Raw genomic sequence first — 19,534 nt, 5'->3', positions numbered from 1 at the left:
CTCCCAAACGACAGATCGGCAGGCTGGCGATAACGTCCCCTCGATAACGCCTGATCGTCAGTCTGCCACCTACTTTGCCTCTCTCCTCTCCCTAGTTATCCCAAGACGAGGAGAGCTAACTGGCCGGACGGCACAGTGCACAAAAGTGTCGTCCGGTCCTTTTTCCGAAAGGAGCAATGACATGGCTAGAAAAAAAAGCAGCCGTACACAACCTCACCCAGACCAATTCGATATGTTTGCACAACAAACTGGTATCGAACTAATTGAAGCCCCCGCAGCGCCTAACCCTGATAACGGTGGGTTAGATTGTAAAATGGCAACACGCCAATGGCTGGCAACGGCCCTCAAGCTTAGCGATAAATCTCGTGAAGAAGTTGCCGCCCTTCTCAGTGCCTGGACGGGCACAGAAGTTTCAAAACACAACATTGATATGTGGACCAAGGACAGCCACCCCAGCGACCTGCCTGCCCACTATGTTGCCCCTCTGACCGTTATTCTCGGATCAAACTTCCTTGACTGGTTTGCACAACAAGCTGGCTGCCGGGTCGCGGGTACCAGCCACCTTTATTATGCCCGTATCGGGCAGATGGTGGTCATGCAACAAACAGCCGCCAAACAGATTTTGAAAGACATCGCTGATCTGCCTTTGATGCAAGCAGGAGGTGAGGCATGAGCAACGAACTTCGCATTCCTCTAGCCGACATATCACACCAAAACCGTTTACGCTCTAAGAACAGCGATAAGGTTGAGGACTTGATTTCCTCCATCCAAGAAATTGGCTTGCTGTATCCGATCATTGTCCGCCCTGCGCGTGAGGTTGACCCGAAAGACCACACTAAATGGGCTGCCGAAAAGCTTGACGGCTACATGGTGGTTTGCGGCATGCACCGCCTATCTGCCGCATGGATTTTACAGTGGGATGATATCCCTGCAATCGTCGTTGAACCTGAGACACCGCTTGATGCGCGGATGATCGAAATTGATGAGAACTTGCGCCGTCATGAATTGAATGCCTTTGATGAAGCTAAATTTTTGGCTGAAAAGCAGGAGATTTACTGGGAGAAATACCCGGAAACAAAACCGGGTGGTGATCGCAAGTCGGAAGACGCTAAAAATCAAAACGGAAATATTCCGTTTTGTTCTGAGGCTGCCAATTTGATGCGATGCTCAGAGTCAAAAATCCAGAAACAACTGAAAATCGCCAAGGGTCTTTCTCCAGAGAGTCACGAGCGGATCGACGGAAGCTGGATTTCCAATAAGCATGGAGAACTCCTTAATCTTGCGCGCTGCGACCCCGAAACACAGGCAAAATATCTTGATCTGATGTTACGCGAAGAAAACCCTCTTCTCAGTGTCGCTAAATGCAAGGCGCACCTTGCAGGTAAAGTTGATAAGCCGGAAACGCCTGAGGAACGCCGCCTCAACAAATTGAAGAACGCTTGGAAACAAGCTCTCCAGCCGGAACAGGGTGAGTTCCTGCAATGGCTGGCGGATCAGGGTATTACCCTGCCAGAAGCAAGTAAGGAGGTTGCGTAATGGCTGCACCTTTCTTCTCTGCTGACGAATATGCCGCAATGGATTTACCCGATTTTTATAACAATAAACGTGGGGTAATTCGGCATGCGCAAAGAGAAGGATGGATCATTAAAGATCGCTGGAATCGCTGGCAGCCAAGCCTTGATAAAAATGGTATCCCTTTGGCTCAGAAGCGATCTGGCAAAGGTGGAGGTTGGGAATATCACTATGTGCTTCTGCCTCCCGTAGCATTTAATCATTTCATTGATAACCACCTGCAGGAAGATGTCGAAGGCGGCGCTCTTGTGGAAGAAGTCGATGTTGCCTTTAAGGAAAAGCCGGACCAACTGGATCAGCTTAACCAATGGCAGGTCGACGTCATGGAAGCGCGCTGCGGCATCCTTCGTTGGATTGATGAGCAAAGCATGCGCGGTGGTCGCACTAATGCGATTGAAAGATTACGTGATCTTATACTGACAAACCGTTTACCCTCATACCTGCGCGATCTGATCATTCAGGCCAATGCGAAATCGGGTAAACAATCTGGGAAAACTAAGCTCAAACTAAGCCGTGCCACGATTTACGAGTGGTTCAAAGCAAAAGAAAAGAATGGTGTCGCAGGACTGGCACCCGCACTATCAAAAGAAACCGATTTCACCATTCCCGACTGGGCATGGCAACTGCTGGAACTTTATCGGCAGCCGAACAAACCGTCCCTATTGAGCTGTATGGAAGATTTACCGAAATACCTTCCTGCAAACATTCAGGTTCCGACTTACGATCAGGCGCGCCTGTTTATCAAAAAGCTGTCGCCTATCACACAAAATAAAGGCCGGATGGGGCCACAGGCGTTAAAAGCCATGAAAGCATTTACGCGCCGTGATGTATCTGAACTCTGGCCTACAGCCGTTTATAGCTCTGACGGTCACACCTTCAAGGCAACGGTTGAACATCCTTTCCACGGTCAACCTTTCAGACCTGAAATCACTGTCGTCATCGACATCTACACCCGCTATGTGGTTGGTTGGTCAGTTGGTCTGGCAGAAGACAGCCTTGGCGTTCTGGAAGCTCTGTCAGTTTCAATCATTGAAGGTGATGATGGGCGACATCGCGGCATGTGCTGCATCTGGTACACAGATAACGGGCCGGGTTTCCGCGCTGAATTGTTTGAGGCACCCGCCGTTGGTTTTTATGACCGCTGGGGCATCACGCCTAAGAAGTCACTGGCCTATAACTCCCAAGCGCGTGGTGTGATTGAACGCCTGAACAAAACGCTCTGGGTGCCGCTTGCCAAGTCCTACACCACCTATGTTGGCAAGGATGCCGACAAGGAAGCCATCCGCGAAATCAAACGCATCACAGACAAGGAACTGCGCGCCAAACGCAAGGCTCCATTTGAAATGACATGGGATGAATTCAAACAATGTGTTCAGGATCAGATCGACAGCTACAACGCCAAACCGCACAGCAGCCTGAAGCGGGTTCGTTGCCCTGAAACCCGTCGCAACCGCTATCTTAGCCCGAAAGAGGTCTGGGATAACTGGCTGGCTGAAGGCAATCAACCGATCCTGATCGCCAAGGATGAAGCCGCCGATCTGAAGCGTCCATACCTGAAGCGCAAGATTTCTCGCGGCGAGGTCCGCCTGCTGAACAACGTCTATTTCAGTTTCGATCTGGAACATTACCACGGCGATTGGGCTTTAGTTGGCTTTGACGTTCATGACGCCACCAAGGTCTGGGTGCGTGACTTTGATATGCGCCTGCTGGCTGTAGCCGAACTTGATGGCAACAAGCGCGCCTACTTCGATCAGGGCACTATGCATGAGGCTTTGAGCTTCCAGCAGAAAAAGGAAGAACAACGCACCAAAGGCCGCCTGAAACGTCTGGACGACAAGCGCGCCGAAGTGATCGCAGAGTCTCAGCGCCCGTTAGAAATAGAATATCAGGAGACGGAACAAGCTCCGATCCTAACGCTGGATGCACAGGAACGCGCCGAAGCGGAACTCGCCAAAATGCAGAAAACCAACGAACCAGTGAAGATGGTTTCATCCACTGGCCGTCCAATCTTCAGCGACGATGTGAGCTGGGGGAAATGGCTTTCTGAGAACCCGACACATGCAACCGACACAGATGTTGAAGAGCTACAACGCAAGCTCAAGAACGACATTTTCAGGATGCAGATGGAATTTGAGGGTGTCGTGCTGGACACCCTCAGAGAAATCGCTGCGAAACGTGCAGCGGTATAACGTAGAGAAGGAAGTGTACTAATGAGAGCACAATTTGTACAGACCAAAAACGTCATGAAGTTTCTGGCGGGGCTGTCCAAGCTTCAGGAACGCGGAGCTGAAGAAGCCTGCCTGATGGTAGTCAAGGGCGAACCCGGTCTTGGCAAAACGGAAATCCTTGAATGGTGGACCACACAGAATAACGCCGTTTACCTGCGTGCCAAACGTGAGTGGACACCGGGCTGGATGTTGAGAGAGCTTCTCACAGCCATGGGGGTCAAGGACTATGGACGCTTCTTTGAACCGAATTTTCGAAGCGCTCTAACCCACCTGCAAACAATGGATATGGATGCGCAGAACCGAGGGCAAACATTCGGTGTGGTTGTTGATGAAGCTGACCACGTTGCCAGTGATTCTGACCTGCTGGAAACCCTGCGTGACTTTTCGGACATTACAGAAATTCCCTTCATCTTGGTCGGCATGGATCGCATCAAAGATAAGCTACAAAAGTTCCCACAGGTCGCCAGCCGTGTCGCCCAGTATGTAGAATTCCAAAAAGCTGATGTGGATGATGTAAAGAACCTTGCCAAAGGCCTTGTTGAGGTTGAGATCGCTGAGGACTTACTTGAGTTTGTCCAAAAGCAAACGCAGGGCTATACCCGCGAGATCATGGAAGCCTTCATGTCGATTGAACGTTTCGGCAAGAAAAATGAAGGCGTTGTAACGCTGGCCTCAATGGACGGTGAGGTTTTGATTAACAACCGTACAACGGGTCAAGAAATTAAGGTGAGGGCTTAACCATGAGCGGGGAAGCCACACACCAAAACGTCGTTCTACGGCAGATCGGGCCGGATGCCTGTTTGACCATAGACGCTCTGGACAAGGCTTTGGATATCAAGCGCAAAGCCATTATCCAAGCCTGCGGCAAATTAGTTGCGCGCGGCATGGTGGATCGTGTGGACACAGGCTGTTTCCAACTGACTGAAGAAGGCAAGATGGTCTTTGCAAGCGGGACCGAGTTAACGTCTGCCCCGCAAGCACCTTTCACAAATTGCCGCAAGCACACGAACAGCATGCGAATGCGTATTTGGCATGCCATGCGGCTGAAGCAAAAGTTCACCATTGCTGATCTGACCAAACTGGTCGCGCGTGATGAGAAGGCACCAAGAGACGGCGTTCAACGTTATCTCAAGGTTCTGGAGCTAGCCGGTTACCTCAGACCATTAAGGAAATCAGGTCGTGAGAAACGTTTCTCACTGATCCGTGATCTTGGTCCTGAAGCCCCCATGATCCGCAATCACCGCACTGAAGTTTACGACCCCAACACACAGGAGGTCTTTCCATGCAAGCGTTAGACATCGCAAAGAAAGAGGTGGATGCCTACAATGCCGCTAACGACGGCAGGGGGGGGGTGAAGGTTGTAGCCGACAAGATCGGTGTCCCACGTTCCTCTTTATCTGCCTTTCTAAACGGGTCTTATCCGGGGAAGACAGACAACATCGAAGACAAAATTCTTCGAGCCTTGGTCGGGCGTGTAAACTGCCCCCACCAAGGCACCGACATCGCACAAGACGATTGCGCCGACCTGTCCAGCCGCGACATGCCCATGAGTGGCAAACACGCCATCCGCCAATGGAAAGCCTGTCAGGGCTGCCCTCACAAGCTAAAGGGAGGGGATAATGCTTAGTCAGGATTTAGGTAATATTCACAGCTTAATCCGCCAGACACGTAATGATTTTGGTGAGCTTCATTTAACAGCGGCGCAGGTTGGCATTCTCCTAGAAAACCTTTCCGCAGCAAGAGTGACAGCAATTGAAATGGAACAACATGTCATTGCTGACGATCCATGTCAGGTCGTTGTGTCTCTGATGGATTTCAAAAAGTCCAAAAACAAAACAGGTCCCCCAGATGGAGGTGCCGCATGAACCCGTTCAAATTCATCCGCCAGCAATGGCGCTATTTCATCCAAGTCGTTTTCAAACCCAAACCGAAAGGCTTTTTAAAATGAGTACCGAAACGCAAGTTCCCGATGGTTTCATGGAAGATTCCAAGGGTGCCTTCTGGCCTATTGATAAGGTCAAGGACACAGACAAGCTACAAGATCAGACAGTTCGTAAAATTCTTGGCTTTGCCGATGAACTGAACGCTCAGATCGCGCGCTTCAAAGGTCACACCTTCTCAGACGTTGCCGCATTTCAGGACATTCTGCGCGACAAATACGGCGTAGAAAAAGGCGGCAAGAAAGGCAATGTCACCCTGACTAGCTTTGATGGCAAAATGAAAGTTGTTGTGGCTGTACAGGATTACATCGACTTTGGCTCTGAACTTCAGATCGCAAAAGAACTGATCGAAGAATGTATTGAAGAATGGTCTGAGGGAAGCCGCGACGAAATCCGCGCCCTTGTGAACCACGCCTTCAATGTGGACAAGCCGGGTCAGGTCAATCGCGCAGCTCTCTTCCAGCTTCGCCGTATTGAGATCGACCACGACAAATGGCGCGCAGCCATTGATGCCATTAACGACAGCATCAAGACCGAAGGCTCCAAAACCTATTTCCGCTTTTACCGCCGCGATACGCCCGAAGGTAAATGGAAATCGATCACGATCGATCTGGCCTCTGCCGTACTGAAACTCGACCCAAAAAAAGGGGAAAGTGATGGCTAAGAAAAAAGCTTCAAAGGTCTTTCGTGTAGAGGGCGAAAATGTTCAGCCTGTCTATGTGATCGCCCGTCATCCCAAGGGTGCCTGCACCGTTGCCAAACAGTGCGGCATCACCTTACCCCGCAAACCGATCATTTCCGAAGTGCCTGACGACTACAAAACTCAGGCTCTCAATTTCGAGGCCGCTTAAACCATGACCACCGTCAAGACATACAAACACATTTGCGACGTCCCAGACTGTAAGCGTGAAGTCACTGATGGTGGCAGCTACTGGGACGACAACCACCTCTGCGTTCTGCACCGCTCTGCCGTTAGCGAAAGCACAATAAACGAGCTGCAAGAAGCAACAAAAGACTGTCTTCGTGAAAGTCATGAAGGCGGAACCCGAAACTACCCGGAAGCCTGTGTCCGTTATTCCAAAGCATGGGACATGGCGCTGATGGAAATCATGCATCCGCTAAACGAAAACAAAGCGGATTAACAAAAAATCGGCTCGTTGGCTGGACCCCACACGAACCGATTTCCTTTAGACAATAGGAGCAACATAATGCCTTTAGACAATCACCACAAGCCTCTACCCGGCACACGCGGCAGCGATACCCCTCACCCTGTCGATGTGCATGTTGGGCAGCGCATCAAATTACGCCGTACCCTTATGGGTATGACCCAAGGTAAGTTGGGCGAAAGCATTGGCTTGACGTTCCAGCAAATCCAAAAATATGAACGAGGCGCCAACCGCGTCAGCGCCAGTAAGCTATGGCAGTTGGGTAACGTTTTAGATGTGCCTATCTCATTCTTCTTTGAAGATATGCCGGAAAGCGTGCAGGAAAGCTTCTCCGGCTATGAAGGCGAAACTGCAGAAAGCGATATCCCCGAAGAACACTTAACCCTTCACCGCCGCCAGACGTTGGAACTGGTGCGGACCTTTAGCCGTCTTCAAGACCCCGTTATCCGCAAACGCGTTATTGATGTGGTGCGCGCCATTGCGGAAAGCGAAACCGTGAACGCTTAAAGCCATGAGCACCCCGGATAAAATCACCCCCGCAGATTTAAGAAACAGGCTGGAAAGCCTCGCTCTTAAAGCGGCGTGTTTTGTCCGGGGACGAGGCAGCACCGCCCAACGTAGAGCGCTTATGGATGAAATAAAGCAGGCGAATGCAGCTCTGAAGGCCGGGGATGAAACCAATATCGTTCCCGACCCTGAGACCTACATTCCCAACTATCTCGAACAAGGCGGCAAATGGTCGGACATCGTTTCAGCCGTCACAAGAAATACAAACACCTATGGAATTCACTATGCACCCCAATCTCGCAAAGACAGTTGATCAGCTCTACGCGATCCGTCCCCACGGCGGCTGGCGCGTGGTGATTTCTGATTTTCCTTGGTTGTTCAAAAACTATTCTGGGAAGAACGCTGTTTCTCATTATGACTGCATGACCATTGATGAAATCATCGCGTTTGGAAAAGAGATCGACGGCATCTTCGCCACGGATTGCGTCCATCTCATGTGGGTTACATGGCCTTTGATGATGGAATGGCACAAGGTCATTACAGAGCTTGGCTTTGAATATAGCGGTCTGGGCTGGGAGTGGATCAAGTACAACCCTGAGACCGATAAGTATGCCTTTGGCGGTGGATATGGCACTCGCAAAAACCTTGAACCTTGCCTTTTGCTGACACGCGGTAAACCTAAACTGAAAAAAACTTTCAATTTCTTTGGTGAGGTTGAAGTCCCAGAAGGTGTCCGCTCGGTGCGCGATTTCATTGAATGGTACCCAGCAGATTGCATCCGCTCAAAACGCAGAGAACACAGCCAAAAGCCACCGGATCAATATGAACGCGCCGAGACAATGTTCAACGGCCCCTACCTTGACCTGTTCGCCCGTCCCGATCCTGAGCTGGCAAAACGCAAAGGCTGGTCATTCTTTGGCAACGAAGTCGACAAACTCTTGGGAGAGGCTGCATGAAAATCGAAACAAACCCACTTGTCCATCAAGCCCGTATGAAAATCATTCTCATGGAACACGGAATGGAAATAACGGCTGAAGACTTCTGCAAGGAACATATTCGCCGAGGCTGGGCTTTCCCCGATCTCACTCCTGCCAGCCTTGGTTTGGAGCCTACAGACATCATCCGATACACGCCAACACTAAACTAAACAAAGGACCACGAATAATGGATCAAGTCGATCTAGCGCAAAAACTCGAACAAGAATACCTGCAACGTTCTCTTTCCACTCTGAACGGTAGCAGCTCCTCTCGCCCGTCTGCCACCCACTTTGCCGATTGTGGTGAAGCCATCCCAGATGGTCGCCGCAAAATCATTCCCGGCGTTCAAAAATGCGTCAACTGCGCAGATTAAGGAGAACCTTCATGGACACTATGGATAGAGATAAAGCGGCTCGTATCGAATGCGTGATTGACGTTCATTTCTACGATACCGGATCAGCTTTAAGCCAAGAAGAACAAGGTAAATGCCTTCTCAAACATTTGTTGCCTGTGGAACTTGATCTCATTGAAACGGGGCAAATTACTGTGCGCTGCGTAAACGATGAAGATGATCAAGCCCCAACTGCTGAAGGCGCAACGGTTCCTCCAGCCAAAGGTACTGAGTGGGATAAAGTTTATAACTGGATGCGTAAACCCGATTGGATCGGCGGCATGAATCATCAAGATTTGATCGCATGGGCTAACGAACGCCCCTTGATGCAGTTAATGGCAATCCAGCCTGATGCGCGTGAAACCTTTCTTTTGAAAGAGATCGAAAATCACTGTGATCGCAAAAGGGTACTTTACGAAGAGGCTCACCACTACAAAGACGCTCTCTCTGACCTTCTGGAAGCCATCATGGAAAGTGACTGGCAAGAACTTGAAGCCGGGTGTGATGGTGCAGGGCCGATTGTGAAGGCACATCAAATTCTGGAATTGCCGTTCTCTGATGAGCTTGTCGAATACCTTGCACCAGATGCCGTTGATCTTTTGGACGAAGAGTAAGAGGCCATCATGATCTACGGAAGTGTATGCAGTGGAATTGAGGCGGCAACGGTTGCGTGGCAGCCGTTGGGCTGGAAAGCTGCGTTCTTTTCCGAGATCGCAAAACATCCCCGCGCCGTTTTAACCAAACACTATCCCCATGTACCTTTGCATGGCGATTTCACCACGATCGAGGAAGAAGAATATGGACCAATTGATCTGCTTGTCGGCGGAACCCCCTGTCAATCCTTCAGTCTATCAGGACTTAGAGGTGGACTGGATGACGACCGTGGTAACTTGGCCCTCGAATTTCTCAGACTTGCTCAAAGAAAGCGGCCCCGCTGGTTGTTGTGGGAAAACGTCCCCGGTGTCCTTTCGTCCTACTCAGGTACGCCGGATGATGAAGCGGTTAAAGAATGGGAAGAAACAAGTGACCTCGCATGTTTCACTCAAGCGCTTCAAGAACTCGGTTATGGGTTCTTCGGACGGATTTTGGACGCTCAATACTTCGGAATTCCCCAGCGACGCCGCCGTCTCTTCATTGTCGGATATCTTGGAGACTGGCGACCTGCCGTCGCGGTTCTTCTTGAGCGCCAAAGCATGCAAGGGCTTACTCCACCGATCCGGGAAGCGGGGTCGCAAACTATACCCACCCTTGGAACTAGCTCTACGTTTGACCGTGGAGATGGAAGCGATCCACTTATCGCGCACTGCCTAGATACCAATGCAGGTGATTACAGCCGCGCAGAAACCTTTAACGCGGTTCCTGTGGCCTTTTCCTGCAAGGATAACCTCCAAGACATCCAGTTCGACATAACGCCTACGCTGCGCGCTATGAACTCCGTTAACGCCAACCAAAATGCGGGGGGGCAACTGGCTGTCTTGACCTGCGGAGATCGCGGCATATCCGTCGATCAAGCCGCTGGAAACATGGTTGTGCCGTTCAATCTGCGCGCCAGAAAACTGACACCCAGAGAATGCGAACGCCTTCAGGGTTTCCCAGACGATTACACCCTGATCCCTTGGAAAGCACCAAGACGTGGCGATCTGGAAGAAATGATCCCCTACATCATGGCGGCTGGCTGGTCACGCGAAGAAGCCGAAGTGCTGGCCTTATCTCCAGACGGACCACGCTATCACGAGATCGGCAATTCAATGGCTGTGCCAGTGATGAACTGGATCGGCAAGCGCATCAACTTCGTCAACCACCTGTTAGCAACTTAAACCCCTGACGTTTTATCCAGATAGAAAGGATTGAAAAATGTTACCCAGCTTTAAAACCACAAAACCGGAAAGAGCCTATATTGATCAGATCGTGCAACGTGCCAGCGATATGTTTGGTGACGAGGCGTGGTTTGATCAAAAGAACGTTGATATGGATGTAACAGCCACGCATTGCAACGGCGCACCATTTCATCTAACAGCCTTGCGTGATTGTGACGATTTTACCTTTGCTCACGACATCCTCGGCATCCGTAACCATCTCGATCGGCAGACTGGCGAATTGCAAGATTTCTTCTTGCCGCGCACATCTGCACCGTTTCGCTATCCTTATACTGCAATCAGCATTCGCCAACCTTGGGCACATCACATCCTTTACAACGACAAGCCTGTTGAGAACCGCAACCGCCGCACTAACTATCGCGGTTTCATTTTGATCCACGCTGGCTTGACCGTAGAAGACAAGGAATATGTCGAAGAACATAACGTTCCCTGTGGTGGAATTGTCGGCATGGTCGAAATCGTTGACTGTGTTGAAGAACACGACAGCCCTTGGTTCCGTGGTCCTTATGGCTGGACACTCGCAAATCCAACCCCGTTGGAATTCATCCCCTGCAAAGGCAAGCAAGGTTTCTTCACCCCTGAGATTGATTTTACCAAGCTGCGTCCGCTGGGAGGTCAATCATGAGCAAAGTCACTGTCGCAAACTGGAGAGAGACTTTCCACCATCGTCATTCTGCAACCTGCCCTCTCTGTGAAGAATCAATTTCACTGAAATATGAGGAAGTCCCTGTTGTGATCCAATCCAACGAGGTTCTGTATCTCGCCCATAAGGAATGCGCTGAAGAATATGCAGCGGACCATCACCTGCCAGTCCCACAGGCACTTGATTGTGAGGAAGTGCTATGACAGCCACACGCGACTGGAACCGATACAACCGCGCGATCCGTGCGGCCTGTAACAAACGCGGCATCAGTGAAGACGAACGCAAGCTCACAATGGAAAGCGTCACAGGCAAGACCTCCTCCAAGGACTGTACCTCTGACGAATTGCGCCAAGTGTTGGTTTCATTGAACGAAAACACGACTGAAGCCAAACCGTTCAAACCCTCATCCAAAAAGCATGTGCGCTATATCTGGGCTTTGTGGGGGGAATTGGCAACACAGGGCAAACTGCGCGCTGAAACGAAAGACGAAAGACGTGCTGCTCTGGTCGCCTTTGTGAATGATAAAGCAAAGAAAACCTATACTTTGCCGGATCAATTGAACTGGTTGACCTACAAGGAAGCTGATCCTGTCATTCGTGCTTTAAAAGATTGGGTGGCTCGTTAAGCAATGGAAAAAATCCGTAAAAGCCTTCAAGAGATTGTCGATTTGTGCGGCTTCAATGTCGCGCGCGATCTCGTTCGGGCTTTTCCCGGCGTTAAAATCTATATTCCAAAGTCCGGTGCTAACGCTGCTGTTGACCAATTGGACCCCAAAGTTAAAGAAGCCATCTGCACCCACTTTGCCGGTGAGTATATTGAGGTTCCCAAGACCATTTATGACGATACGGAAAGCCTTCGCAATATTGCGATTTCTCTTCGTCAGGAAGGTCTTGGGAATGCTCAGATCGCCATCAAACTTGAAATCACTGAACGATACCTGCGCAAGCTGCTCAAAGGGGTGCCTCGTAAAAAAGTAGTTGACGCGCGCCAGATTGATTTGGAAGATTACCTCACGTCTACAAACTGATTTTGGACGGAACAGTTCCCCTAAGTGTAACATCGGATGTTCGTTAACCTCATTGCTCGTAAGTAATGAGGTTTTTCTATGTCTGATGTTGATCTGAATACCCAGCTTTCCGACAATTTCACTTTGCGCGAAGCTATCCAGTCCCAAACCGCCCTACGCCTTGGCATTTCCAACCTGCCCACGGCAGAACAAACCGTCCAGATTGTGCGGGTTGCGCAGAATATCTTGCAGCCGGTACGCAATCACTTCGGTATTCCGTTCAGCCCATCCTCATGGTTTCGCTGTCCGCAGTTGAACCATCAGATCGGCAGCAGCTCCAAGTCCCAACACGCCAAAGGTGAGGCTGTAGACTTTGAAGTTCCAGGTATTCCCAATCTGGAAGTTGCTCAGTGGATCGTTGACAACCTGAACTTCGACCAACTCATCCTTGAATTCTACGACGGTGTCGATCCGAACTCCGGCTGGATTCATTGCTCCTTTGTCGACAAAAGTGTGAACCGCCGCGCTGCCCTGCGCTTTGACGGCAAGAACTTCATGACAGGTCTGGGGGATTAAGAAATGTTTCTTGCTGCTTTAAGCGCGCTGCCTTCCCTCTTCAATGCGGGAAAATCCATCTATCAAGCTGTAACGGGTGAACCATCACAAGCTTCAACGCCAGAAGGTTTTCAGGCTGAATTGGAAAAGCTCCCGCCAGACCAACGTGCAGAAATCGAAGCTCAACTCAAAACCAAACTGCAAGAACTGGATACCCAACGTTTTCTTGCTATGAACGATGGAGATGCAGAAAAAATCAGGGCGTCAGCTCGCCCTGAAATTGCCAAACGTGCAATGGCAGTAATTGAAACCTTTGCAAAGGTCTTTTGGTGGTTAATGATTTTCACCATGGTTGAATTTGTTCTGCGCTTCATTTTTGCCCTGAATGACAAATGGGATTACCCCGAAGTCAGTATCTGGGGAATGGTTGCCGAAGCCCAGCCTGTTACTGAAATGATCTGGGGGCCACTCATTACCTCGTTCGGTGTCTGTATGCAGGTGATCCTGAAATACATGGGCTGTCGTGAACGCGATAAGGCACGCCGTGACGAAATGATCGCTGGCCGTCCTCTTGAGAGTGCTGCAGCATCCGTTGAAGCCGCAGGCGGTGCCATTTCTTCAATCATCAAAGCTGTCAGAAGGAAATAGCTGTGGATTTCTTTGAGCAAATTGACGCCGTCTACAAGGCTGCCATGCTGGCTTCTCTGATCGTGACTGGGGTTTCGACGCTGTTCTTCCTGATCATGAATAATCGCTATGTCAGTAAGAAAACGATGGATGAGCATGTTAGGGCTGAAACTCTTGAATTCGAAAAAATCAAGCGTCGCCTTGATGACGGTGCACAAGAGTTCACCAAAATCAACACGCGCATGGACAATATGCCAACCAAGGATCAAATCCATAATCTATCCAATTCCATGACCTCTCTTTCCGGTGAGATCAAATCCGTGAATACGGGGATCAGTGGGTTAGAACGTCAATTGGATGGCCTGTCCTCAACAGTGACTTCCTTGGTCAATAACGAGCTGGGGCAAAAGCCATGAGCGACTATCTTGAAAAAAAACAGCAAGAACATCGCCGCCTTTCCGTATTGCTGCACCTGAATGCCCGTCCGGCATTAGATGATCGCCGCCTGCTTATCTTGCGAGTTCTGTCCAAGTCCCGTTCCTATCTGGCAAATGCCGCCCTGATTCAGGAAACACTTTCCGATCTAGGGCAAGCAGTCACACGCGATCTGATCCATGGCGATCTGGCATGGCTGGATCAACAAGGACTTGTTCGTCATCAAGTGACAGACGATGTGCATGGGGGCATGCTGACAGACCAAGGTTTGAATGTTTCTGCGGGTCAACTGGAATATCCGGGTGTTGCCCTGCCGATAAGCACTTCCTCCATCAAGAAAACACTTTTCAAATTCAGCATTCCAACCTCGGATCAGGAACTGGAAGATTGCTTTGACGATCTGAAAGAAATGAAACTGATCGCCATTTGTGTCTTTGAGGAAACCTATATTCTGACGGACAAAGGCCGCGAAGTCGCTGAAGGCAAAGAACAAGTCGAAGGTGTCCGTGTCCCAAGCCCCGGCACGATCATGCGTACAGCCACCGATATGATCAAAGGCTCCCTGTAATGGCACACGATCTGGAAACCAAACAGGCGGTGCGCGATGCTTATGTGTTCGACAAGCTTGATCTCGCGGCTGCAGCCGACAAGCATGGCGTTAGCAGAGCAACGGTAAGCCGCTGGAAAGCCAGTGCCGCTAACACGCCGGAAGATTGGGACAAGGCGCGTACAGCAGCTTCTATGTCCACGTCAAACACGCGCGTTCTGACCGAGTTGGTTCTCTCTGACTTTCTGCAAGCCTTCCAGTTGACCATGAAAGAGCTGAAGGACGAAAAAAGCGGCCTGTCTGCTGTTGAACGCGCCAATGCCCTGTCCCGAATGACGGACAGCTATTCCAAGACAATTACAGCATCCGCCAAGGCTTCACCAGAACTGGGGCAATATTCTGTTGCCATTGAAATCCTGCGCGATCTGTCCGGCTTCATTCAGACAGATTTCCCACAACACCAAGAAGTCTTTCTGGAAATCCTTGAACCATTCGGCACTTTTGTGGCTGAAAAGTACAATGGGTAGGTTGCCATGGCCTCTAAGCGAAAAAAGAGTTTCGGCAAAGATAGTTATTCTGAACTAGAAGATGAAGAGTTTTTGGCCGAAGTTGAAAAACTTGGTTTCTCTCTACGTCAACAAATTGAAGAAGCTGCTGAATTTGGTGATTTTGACCGTTCAAAGCAAGCGACAAAAGACCGCCGCGAGAATTCTCAAAATAGCTTCAAGTTCTTCTGCAAAACTTATTTCCCGCACTATGGTACCGCTGACTATTCTGAATTTCAGGAATGGGTTTTTAAAGAGTTTCAGGACGCGATCGATAACCAACATGGATATCGCGGGTCTTGGGCTGCCCCGCGTGGTAATGCGAAATCTACCTATGTCACTCAATTAGGTTCTCTGTGGTGTGTGGTCACTGGCAGAAAGTCTTTTCCGGTTATTCTATCTGATGCAGTTGACGTTGCTGCAATGCTTCTGGAAGGCATTAAGATTGAGCTGGAAGATAACCCGCGACTTGCACACGACTTTCCTGAAGCATGCGGGCGTGGCCCGACTTGGCAGATCGGTTCATTTATCACTCGAAATGGCGCAAAGTTTATCTGTGGTGGTTCCGGCAAGAAAATCCGGGGAGCGCGCTATGGGGCCAAACGTCCTGACTTGATCATGCTGGATGACGTTGAAAACGATGAAAACGTCAAAAAAAGCGAACAACGACAAAAAGGTGAGGACTGGGTCGATCAGGCTGTCGAACCGTTAGGGCCGCCAGATGGTTCAATGGACCTGTTTTTTGTGGGTACCTTGCTTCACTTTGACAGTGTCCTTGCTCGCAAAATGAATTCGCCAATGTATCGCTCTGTTAAATTTCAGGCGATCATCAAGTGGCCGGATCGGATGGACCTATGGGATCAATGGGAAGAACTATTACGCAATGCGCCGCGCAATGATCTGGGCGAAAAGGATATTGCTGAAGCCGAAGAGTTCTATGAACGCAACAAAGCCAAGATGGAACAAGGGGCTGTCGTTCTATGGCCTGCAGTCCAGCCTTTAAAACGCCTGATGGATTTGAAGGTACGCATTGGCAACAAAGCATTTAAGTCTGAATACCAAAACGAACCGATCGATACAGAGAATCAACTTTTCCAGAACATTGTCTATTGGGTAGAACGCGCGCCCAACTTGGTTTTTTTTGGTTCTATTGATCCATCACTGGGAAAACACGGTAAATCTGGTGACCCTTCCGCCATTCTGGTCGGTGGGTATGATCGCAACGACGGACGGTTGGATGTTTATGAAGCATCAATCAGACGACGAAAGCCATCAATGATCATCAAGAAAGTTATCGAATTCCAAAAGATATACCGATGCGTCATGTGGTATTGCGAAACCGTCCAATTCCAAGAGTTTCTGCGCACAGAAATGATGAAAAAGGCCACCAAGCAAGGTGTTGTCCTTCCTACTCGCGCTGTGGATCAAACAACTGACAAGATGCTCAGGATTGAGGGTTTGGAACCTTTCATAGATGAAGGGCAAATCAGGTTGCACCACAGTCTTAGAACCTTGATCCAGCAATTGGAAACATTCCCTGAAGGTCATGATGACGGTCCCGATGGCTTGGAAATGCTCTGGACAGGTGCTGTTGAACTGGGAGCCAAAGGCGGAACATTCACCTCTGCCGGAGATAGAACGATGACCAAAGGCATGGCAGGTTCAATGGGCGTTGGTCGCTCTGGCATATTGACCAAATTGAGGAACATGAGATGAGCAAGAAGAAGAAAAAACAAAAGCAGGCCAAGGCCAATTTTAACGAAGTTACGGCGGCTGGCTCATCCACTATGTCCAAAGCTTTCAGCGACAAAGACATGGAGGCCACGGTCGAGAATATCAAAACTTGGCGGCGTTTCTTAAGAGATGCACAAGTTGGCAGTGTGTGGGAACAACGCCAAAGCGGTGTCACAGGTGTGGATTGGGAAGTGTACCCAGCCAGTGAAGAAGCGCGCGATGTTGCAGCTGCTGAATTCATCAAAGATCAGATTGAAAAAATCGGTTTTGATTTACTGACCCGCAAGATGCATTTCGCCCAGTTCTATGGTTATGCTGTTGCCGAATGTCTTTGGGTCAAAGAAGACAGCAAAATCGTATTTGATACGATCAAGGTACGCGCGGCTGAACGCTTTAAGTGGAAAGGTGGAGAACTTCTTTTTACAGGAGGCGGCAATCCGCAAGGCGACCCTTTGCCAGAAGTTAAAATGTGGTTCTATGCCATTCCCGGCGACAGTGATGATGTTCCCCACGGCCCTACACTTGGATGGCGGCTATATTGGCCTGTCTTCCTTAAAGAAAACGGCGCAACCTTCTGGGCGGTCTACGTTGAGAAATACGGTATGCCTACAGCGATTGGTCACCACCCCGGCATGGCTGACCAAAAGGAAATCGACAATCTCGTGCAGGCTTTGATGTCCATTCACAGTCAAAGTGCCGTAGCCTTTCCTGAAGGCTTTACCGCAGAACTTTTGCAAAGCATGAAGTCCAGTGGCGGAGAATATGAAGCATTTCAGAGCTATTGGGACAAAGCTGTATCAAAGGTCATTCTGTCTCAAACCATGACAACCGATGACGGCAGCTCACAAAGCCAAGCCAATGTCCATGAAAGGGTTGCCGATTCAATCATCCAATCGGATGCTGATTTGATCTGCGACAGTTTCAACCGTGGCCCGATCAAATGGTTAACGGAATGGAACTTCCCCGGCGCAAATCCTCCACAAGTCTGGCGTAGGATTTCTCAAGAAGAAAGCCTGAATGATATGGCAGAGCGCGACGAAAGAGTTGCCAATGCTACAGGATATCGTCGCACACTGGAAGACGTGAAAGATCGCTATGGCGGTGAATGGGAAGAAAGACCGCAAACGGTTTCGGCCCTTCAGTCTGATGAAAAAGCTTCCTTTGCTGATCCTGATCCGGCGTTAGACGATGTCGATAGTCTGGTAAATCAACTGGATGATCTAACGCAGCCCATGACGGAAAAGTTAATCGGAGAAGTCCGCAACATCGTCTTTACCAGCACAAGCTTTGCCGAAATAGAAACACGTTTGCTTCAGCTCGCAGCCGATAGTGAAAATGAAGAACTTGCACAAATGCTGGCAGGCGGGATGAGCGTTGCCGATCTGACTGGACGGGCAGACGAGCTATGAGCGTCACGGCTGAACCTGTCGCCTTTAAGGAAGCCATTGATTACTTCCGCCAAAAGGTGAATTTGCCAACGGATGCCTGGACGGACGTTTGGGAAGAAACTCACACAAAAGCGTTTGTGGTGGCTGGCGCGAACAAGGCTGCAATTGTTGAAGACTTTAGAAGCGCTATCTTCAAGGCGGTCAGTGACGGCACATCTCTTGAGGAATTCCGCAAAGATTTTGACAAGATTGTTGACGATCATGGCTGGAGCTACAAGGGCAAACGCGGTTGGCGCACAAGGGTGATTTATCACACCAATCTGCGCAGTTCCTATATGGCGGGAAAATGGGCACAAATTGAGCGGGTCAAAGCCCTTCGCCCTTATTTGATCTATGATGCCGTAAATGATGGAAAGACCCGTCCAAAGCATAGGGAATGGGATGGATTAGTTTATCCGGTCGATCACCAGTTTTGGGTTATTCACTTTCCATCAAACGGGTTCTTCTGTCGATGTACCGTTCGCTCTCTTTCTGCGCGAGATGTCAAACAAATGGGGTTGAGCGTATCTTCAGCAATGCCACCTGACCCTATGGTCTACCACAGCATTCAGACACCACATGGCATGATGGAAGTTCAAACGCCTGCCGGTATTGATCCCGGATTTGCGTTTAATGTGGGTAAAAACCGATTAACAGGGGTAACGCCCCCTCCGGCCCCGAAAGGGAAACCAAAGGGCGGGAACGGTCCAAGCGCCACAAAACCCATGCCAAAGCCTCGTTTTGTGACTTCTGAGCGGCTCCTTCCTGAAAAGGGTATGAGCGAGGAAGACTACGCCAAAGCTTTCTTGAAAGAGTTCGGTGCCGACATCGGGAAACCTGCTTTGTTCAAAGACAAGGTTGGCGAAGGTTTGCCTTTGTCTGAAGAATTGTTCAAGCAAATGGACGGAAGCTGGAAGATCACCAAGGCGGGGCGTGAACCTTATCTCAAGTATCTGGCTGAAAACATCATGGACCCCGATGAAATTTGGTTTGACTGGGAACATCTTGCCACAGGCCAGTGGCGCTTGCGTCGCCGCTATATCACCCGCTTTGATATGGAAGGTAAGCAACTCAGTGGCCTGAGTGTTTTTGAAGTTATGCGCGATGGCTGGCGTGAGGTCACAACCTTCGTTCCCCGCACAGGTAAAAAGGCTGATGCACAGGACAAATATCTAGAGAAACAACGCAAGGGCAAACTGGTTTATCGCAAAAAATAAAAGCCGGGAGGTTCCTTCCCGACTTGAAGCAAGCCATTTGACGCGACATGTGAACCCGCTAGGTCATTGCTTACTTCCATTATATGAAAAAACATCACAATTATCAAGTTCGCCATTTAAGCCCCTGTAGCGCGTTTGGG

At 49.8% G+C, this 19,534-nt stretch carries 29 protein-coding genes; all 29 read left to right on the top strand.

Annotated elements, in window-relative coordinates:
• Window positions 1-181: 181 nt before the first annotated feature.
• The 29 genes from RYZ26_RS15490 to RYZ26_RS15350 all read left to right on the top strand — a co-directional run bounded on the left by RYZ26_RS15490 (window position 182) and on the right by RYZ26_RS15350 (window position 19,394).
• Window positions 182-673: a hypothetical protein gene (locus RYZ26_RS15490; protein WP_317684145.1), complete on the top strand. Its 492-nt coding sequence runs from the start codon at window positions 182-184 to the stop codon at window positions 671-673.
• A complete protein-coding gene (locus tag RYZ26_RS15485) occupies window positions 670-1,536 on the top strand; it encodes a ParB/RepB/Spo0J family partition protein (protein ID WP_317684144.1) in 867 nt (288 codons plus the stop codon). The genes RYZ26_RS15490 and RYZ26_RS15485 overlap by 4 nt, the downstream gene beginning before the upstream one ends.
• Window positions 1,536-3,761, top strand: a complete 2,226-nt coding sequence (locus tag RYZ26_RS15480) for a Mu transposase C-terminal domain-containing protein (protein ID WP_317684143.1) — start codon at window positions 1,536-1,538, stop codon at window positions 3,759-3,761. Before RYZ26_RS15485 ends, RYZ26_RS15480 begins: the two co-directional genes overlap by 1 nt.
• 21 nt (window positions 3,762-3,782) lie before the next feature.
• Entirely contained in the window at window positions 3,783-4,538 is a 756-nt protein-coding gene (locus RYZ26_RS15475) for an AAA family ATPase (protein ID WP_317684142.1), read from the top strand.
• A gap of 2 nt (window positions 4,539-4,540) precedes the next feature.
• The gene (locus RYZ26_RS15470; RefSeq protein WP_317684141.1) at window positions 4,541-5,095 is read left to right on the top strand and encodes a hypothetical protein; all 555 of its coding nucleotides are present in this window, start codon (window positions 4,541-4,543) and stop codon (window positions 5,093-5,095) included.
• The gene (locus RYZ26_RS15465) at window positions 5,083-5,427 is read left to right on the top strand and encodes a helix-turn-helix domain-containing protein (protein ID WP_317684140.1); all 345 of its coding nucleotides are present in this window, start codon (window positions 5,083-5,085) and stop codon (window positions 5,425-5,427) included. Before RYZ26_RS15470 ends, RYZ26_RS15465 begins: the two co-directional genes overlap by 13 nt.
• Window positions 5,420-5,665, top strand: a complete 246-nt coding sequence (locus RYZ26_RS15460) for a hypothetical protein (RefSeq protein ID WP_317684139.1) — start codon at window positions 5,420-5,422, stop codon at window positions 5,663-5,665. The genes RYZ26_RS15465 and RYZ26_RS15460 overlap by 8 nt, the downstream gene beginning before the upstream one ends.
• 79 nt (window positions 5,666-5,744) lie before the next feature.
• A complete protein-coding gene (locus RYZ26_RS15455) occupies window positions 5,745-6,404 on the top strand; it encodes a DUF3164 family protein (protein ID WP_317684138.1) in 660 nt (219 codons plus the stop codon).
• Entirely contained in the window at window positions 6,397-6,591 is a 195-nt protein-coding gene (locus RYZ26_RS15450) for a hypothetical protein (protein ID WP_317684137.1), read from the top strand. Before RYZ26_RS15455 ends, RYZ26_RS15450 begins: the two co-directional genes overlap by 8 nt.
• A 3-nt stretch (window positions 6,592-6,594) precedes the next feature.
• The gene (locus tag RYZ26_RS15445; RefSeq protein ID WP_317684136.1) at window positions 6,595-6,882 is read left to right on the top strand and encodes a hypothetical protein; all 288 of its coding nucleotides are present in this window, start codon (window positions 6,595-6,597) and stop codon (window positions 6,880-6,882) included.
• Between the two features lie 66 nt (window positions 6,883-6,948).
• The gene (locus RYZ26_RS15440) at window positions 6,949-7,413 is read left to right on the top strand and encodes a helix-turn-helix domain-containing protein (protein ID WP_317684135.1); all 465 of its coding nucleotides are present in this window, start codon (window positions 6,949-6,951) and stop codon (window positions 7,411-7,413) included.
• Window positions 7,414-7,417: 4 nt separating this feature from the next.
• Window positions 7,418-7,726, top strand: coding sequence for a hypothetical protein (locus RYZ26_RS15435; protein ID WP_317684134.1), 309 nt, complete (start codon window positions 7,418-7,420; stop codon window positions 7,724-7,726).
• On the top strand, window positions 7,698-8,369 hold the full coding sequence (locus RYZ26_RS15430) for an MT-A70 family methyltransferase (RefSeq protein WP_317684133.1): 672 nt from the start codon (window positions 7,698-7,700) through the stop codon (window positions 8,367-8,369). Before RYZ26_RS15435 ends, RYZ26_RS15430 begins: the two co-directional genes overlap by 29 nt.
• Window positions 8,366-8,560 (top strand): hypothetical protein, encoded by a 195-nt coding sequence (locus tag RYZ26_RS15425; protein ID WP_317684132.1) that lies wholly within the window; start codon window positions 8,366-8,368, stop codon window positions 8,558-8,560. Before RYZ26_RS15430 ends, RYZ26_RS15425 begins: the two co-directional genes overlap by 4 nt.
• A gap of 17 nt (window positions 8,561-8,577) precedes the next feature.
• Window positions 8,578-8,763 carry a TraR/DksA C4-type zinc finger protein gene (locus tag RYZ26_RS15420; protein WP_317684131.1) on the top strand — a complete coding sequence of 62 codons (186 nt, stop codon included), beginning with the start codon at window positions 8,578-8,580 and terminating at the stop codon, window positions 8,761-8,763.
• An 11-nt stretch (window positions 8,764-8,774) separates the two neighbouring features.
• Entirely contained in the window at window positions 8,775-9,395 is a 621-nt protein-coding gene (locus RYZ26_RS15415; protein WP_317684130.1) for a hypothetical protein, read from the top strand.
• A gap of 9 nt (window positions 9,396-9,404) precedes the next feature.
• Window positions 9,405-10,598 carry a DNA cytosine methyltransferase gene (locus RYZ26_RS15410; protein ID WP_317684129.1) on the top strand — a complete coding sequence of 398 codons (1,194 nt, stop codon included), beginning with the start codon at window positions 9,405-9,407 and terminating at the stop codon, window positions 10,596-10,598.
• 37 nt (window positions 10,599-10,635) lie between these two features.
• On the top strand, window positions 10,636-11,283 hold the full coding sequence (locus RYZ26_RS15405; RefSeq protein WP_317684128.1) for an ASCH domain-containing protein: 648 nt from the start codon (window positions 10,636-10,638) through the stop codon (window positions 11,281-11,283).
• Window positions 11,280-11,504 (top strand): hypothetical protein, encoded by a 225-nt coding sequence (locus tag RYZ26_RS15400; protein WP_317684127.1) that lies wholly within the window; start codon window positions 11,280-11,282, stop codon window positions 11,502-11,504. The genes RYZ26_RS15405 and RYZ26_RS15400 overlap by 4 nt, the downstream gene beginning before the upstream one ends.
• Window positions 11,501-11,926 (top strand): regulatory protein GemA, encoded by a 426-nt coding sequence (locus RYZ26_RS15395; RefSeq protein ID WP_317684126.1) that lies wholly within the window; start codon window positions 11,501-11,503, stop codon window positions 11,924-11,926. The genes RYZ26_RS15400 and RYZ26_RS15395 overlap by 4 nt, the downstream gene beginning before the upstream one ends.
• A 3-nt stretch (window positions 11,927-11,929) precedes the next feature.
• Complete coding sequence (locus tag RYZ26_RS15390; RefSeq protein ID WP_317684125.1) at window positions 11,930-12,328, top strand: hypothetical protein; 399 nt, start codon at window positions 11,930-11,932, stop codon at window positions 12,326-12,328.
• Between the two features lie 78 nt (window positions 12,329-12,406).
• The gene (locus RYZ26_RS15385; RefSeq protein WP_317684124.1) at window positions 12,407-12,883 is read left to right on the top strand and encodes a D-Ala-D-Ala carboxypeptidase family metallohydrolase; all 477 of its coding nucleotides are present in this window, start codon (window positions 12,407-12,409) and stop codon (window positions 12,881-12,883) included.
• Between the two features lie 3 nt (window positions 12,884-12,886).
• Window positions 12,887-13,510, top strand: coding sequence for a hypothetical protein (locus tag RYZ26_RS15380; RefSeq protein WP_317684123.1), 624 nt, complete (start codon window positions 12,887-12,889; stop codon window positions 13,508-13,510).
• Window positions 13,511-13,512: 2 nt separating this feature from the next.
• A complete protein-coding gene (locus tag RYZ26_RS15375) occupies window positions 13,513-13,905 on the top strand; it encodes a DUF2730 family protein (protein ID WP_317684122.1) in 393 nt (130 codons plus the stop codon).
• On the top strand, window positions 13,902-14,492 hold the full coding sequence (locus RYZ26_RS15370; RefSeq protein WP_317684121.1) for a VpaChn25_0724 family phage protein: 591 nt from the start codon (window positions 13,902-13,904) through the stop codon (window positions 14,490-14,492). Before RYZ26_RS15375 ends, RYZ26_RS15370 begins: the two co-directional genes overlap by 4 nt.
• On the top strand, window positions 14,492-14,998 hold the full coding sequence (locus RYZ26_RS15365) for a DUF1804 family protein (RefSeq protein ID WP_317684120.1): 507 nt from the start codon (window positions 14,492-14,494) through the stop codon (window positions 14,996-14,998). The genes RYZ26_RS15370 and RYZ26_RS15365 overlap by 1 nt, the downstream gene beginning before the upstream one ends.
• A 72-nt stretch (window positions 14,999-15,070) precedes the next feature.
• Window positions 15,071-16,732, top strand: coding sequence for a phage terminase large subunit (gene terL, locus RYZ26_RS15360; protein ID WP_317684119.1), 1,662 nt, complete (start codon window positions 15,071-15,073; stop codon window positions 16,730-16,732).
• A complete protein-coding gene (locus tag RYZ26_RS15355; RefSeq protein ID WP_317684118.1) occupies window positions 16,729-18,159 on the top strand; it encodes a DUF935 domain-containing protein in 1,431 nt (476 codons plus the stop codon). Before terL ends, RYZ26_RS15355 begins: the two co-directional genes overlap by 4 nt.
• Window positions 18,156-19,394 (top strand): PBECR2 nuclease fold domain-containing protein, encoded by a 1,239-nt coding sequence (locus tag RYZ26_RS15350; RefSeq protein ID WP_317684117.1) that lies wholly within the window; start codon window positions 18,156-18,158, stop codon window positions 19,392-19,394. Before RYZ26_RS15355 ends, RYZ26_RS15350 begins: the two co-directional genes overlap by 4 nt.
• Window positions 19,395-19,534: the final 140 nt, after the last annotated feature.

It is taken from the genome of Terasakiella sediminum (assembly GCF_033100395.1).
Taxonomy (GTDB): Bacteria; Pseudomonadota; Alphaproteobacteria; order Rhodospirillales; family Terasakiellaceae; genus Terasakiella.
The sequence above is the reverse complement of the archived record's forward strand: the minus strand, read 5'-3'. Positions and strand labels throughout refer to the sequence as shown.

What these genes read in the sequence shown, in the direction of transcription:
- RYZ26_RS15490 (WP_317684145.1), top strand. Translation starts at nt 182, where the DNA reads ATGGCTAGAAAAAAAAGCAGCCGTACACAACCTCACCCAGACCAATTC.
- RYZ26_RS15485 (WP_317684144.1), top strand. Translation starts at nt 670, where the DNA reads ATGAGCAACGAACTTCGCATTCCTCTAGCCGACATATCACACCAAAAC.
- RYZ26_RS15480 (WP_317684143.1), top strand. Translation starts at nt 1,536, where the DNA reads ATGGCTGCACCTTTCTTCTCTGCTGACGAATATGCCGCAATGGATTTA.
- RYZ26_RS15475 (WP_317684142.1), top strand. Translation starts at nt 3,783, where the DNA reads ATGAGAGCACAATTTGTACAGACCAAAAACGTCATGAAGTTTCTGGCG.
- RYZ26_RS15470 (WP_317684141.1), top strand. Translation starts at nt 4,541, where the DNA reads ATGAGCGGGGAAGCCACACACCAAAACGTCGTTCTACGGCAGATCGGG.
- RYZ26_RS15465 (WP_317684140.1), top strand. Translation starts at nt 5,083, where the DNA reads ATGCAAGCGTTAGACATCGCAAAGAAAGAGGTGGATGCCTACAATGCC.
- RYZ26_RS15460 (WP_317684139.1), top strand. Translation starts at nt 5,420, where the DNA reads ATGCTTAGTCAGGATTTAGGTAATATTCACAGCTTAATCCGCCAGACA.
- RYZ26_RS15455 (WP_317684138.1), top strand. Translation starts at nt 5,745, where the DNA reads ATGAGTACCGAAACGCAAGTTCCCGATGGTTTCATGGAAGATTCCAAG.
- RYZ26_RS15450 (WP_317684137.1), top strand. Translation starts at nt 6,397, where the DNA reads ATGGCTAAGAAAAAAGCTTCAAAGGTCTTTCGTGTAGAGGGCGAAAAT.
- RYZ26_RS15445 (WP_317684136.1), top strand. Translation starts at nt 6,595, where the DNA reads ATGACCACCGTCAAGACATACAAACACATTTGCGACGTCCCAGACTGT.
- RYZ26_RS15440 (WP_317684135.1), top strand. Translation starts at nt 6,949, where the DNA reads ATGCCTTTAGACAATCACCACAAGCCTCTACCCGGCACACGCGGCAGC.
- RYZ26_RS15435 (WP_317684134.1), top strand. Translation starts at nt 7,418, where the DNA reads ATGAGCACCCCGGATAAAATCACCCCCGCAGATTTAAGAAACAGGCTG.
- RYZ26_RS15430 (WP_317684133.1), top strand. Translation starts at nt 7,698, where the DNA reads ATGCACCCCAATCTCGCAAAGACAGTTGATCAGCTCTACGCGATCCGT.
- RYZ26_RS15425 (WP_317684132.1), top strand. Translation starts at nt 8,366, where the DNA reads ATGAAAATCGAAACAAACCCACTTGTCCATCAAGCCCGTATGAAAATC.
- RYZ26_RS15420 (WP_317684131.1), top strand. Translation starts at nt 8,578, where the DNA reads ATGGATCAAGTCGATCTAGCGCAAAAACTCGAACAAGAATACCTGCAA.
- RYZ26_RS15415 (WP_317684130.1), top strand. Translation starts at nt 8,775, where the DNA reads ATGGACACTATGGATAGAGATAAAGCGGCTCGTATCGAATGCGTGATT.
- RYZ26_RS15410 (WP_317684129.1), top strand. Translation starts at nt 9,405, where the DNA reads ATGATCTACGGAAGTGTATGCAGTGGAATTGAGGCGGCAACGGTTGCG.
- RYZ26_RS15405 (WP_317684128.1), top strand. Translation starts at nt 10,636, where the DNA reads ATGTTACCCAGCTTTAAAACCACAAAACCGGAAAGAGCCTATATTGAT.
- RYZ26_RS15400 (WP_317684127.1), top strand. Translation starts at nt 11,280, where the DNA reads ATGAGCAAAGTCACTGTCGCAAACTGGAGAGAGACTTTCCACCATCGT.
- RYZ26_RS15395 (WP_317684126.1), top strand. Translation starts at nt 11,501, where the DNA reads ATGACAGCCACACGCGACTGGAACCGATACAACCGCGCGATCCGTGCG.
- RYZ26_RS15390 (WP_317684125.1), top strand. Translation starts at nt 11,930, where the DNA reads ATGGAAAAAATCCGTAAAAGCCTTCAAGAGATTGTCGATTTGTGCGGC.
- RYZ26_RS15385 (WP_317684124.1), top strand. Translation starts at nt 12,407, where the DNA reads ATGTCTGATGTTGATCTGAATACCCAGCTTTCCGACAATTTCACTTTG.
- RYZ26_RS15380 (WP_317684123.1), top strand. Translation starts at nt 12,887, where the DNA reads ATGTTTCTTGCTGCTTTAAGCGCGCTGCCTTCCCTCTTCAATGCGGGA.
- RYZ26_RS15370 (WP_317684121.1), top strand. Translation starts at nt 13,902, where the DNA reads ATGAGCGACTATCTTGAAAAAAAACAGCAAGAACATCGCCGCCTTTCC.
- RYZ26_RS15365 (WP_317684120.1), top strand. Translation starts at nt 14,492, where the DNA reads ATGGCACACGATCTGGAAACCAAACAGGCGGTGCGCGATGCTTATGTG.
- RYZ26_RS15355 (WP_317684118.1), top strand. Translation starts at nt 16,729, where the DNA reads ATGAGCAAGAAGAAGAAAAAACAAAAGCAGGCCAAGGCCAATTTTAAC.
- RYZ26_RS15350 (WP_317684117.1), top strand. Translation starts at nt 18,156, where the DNA reads ATGAGCGTCACGGCTGAACCTGTCGCCTTTAAGGAAGCCATTGATTAC.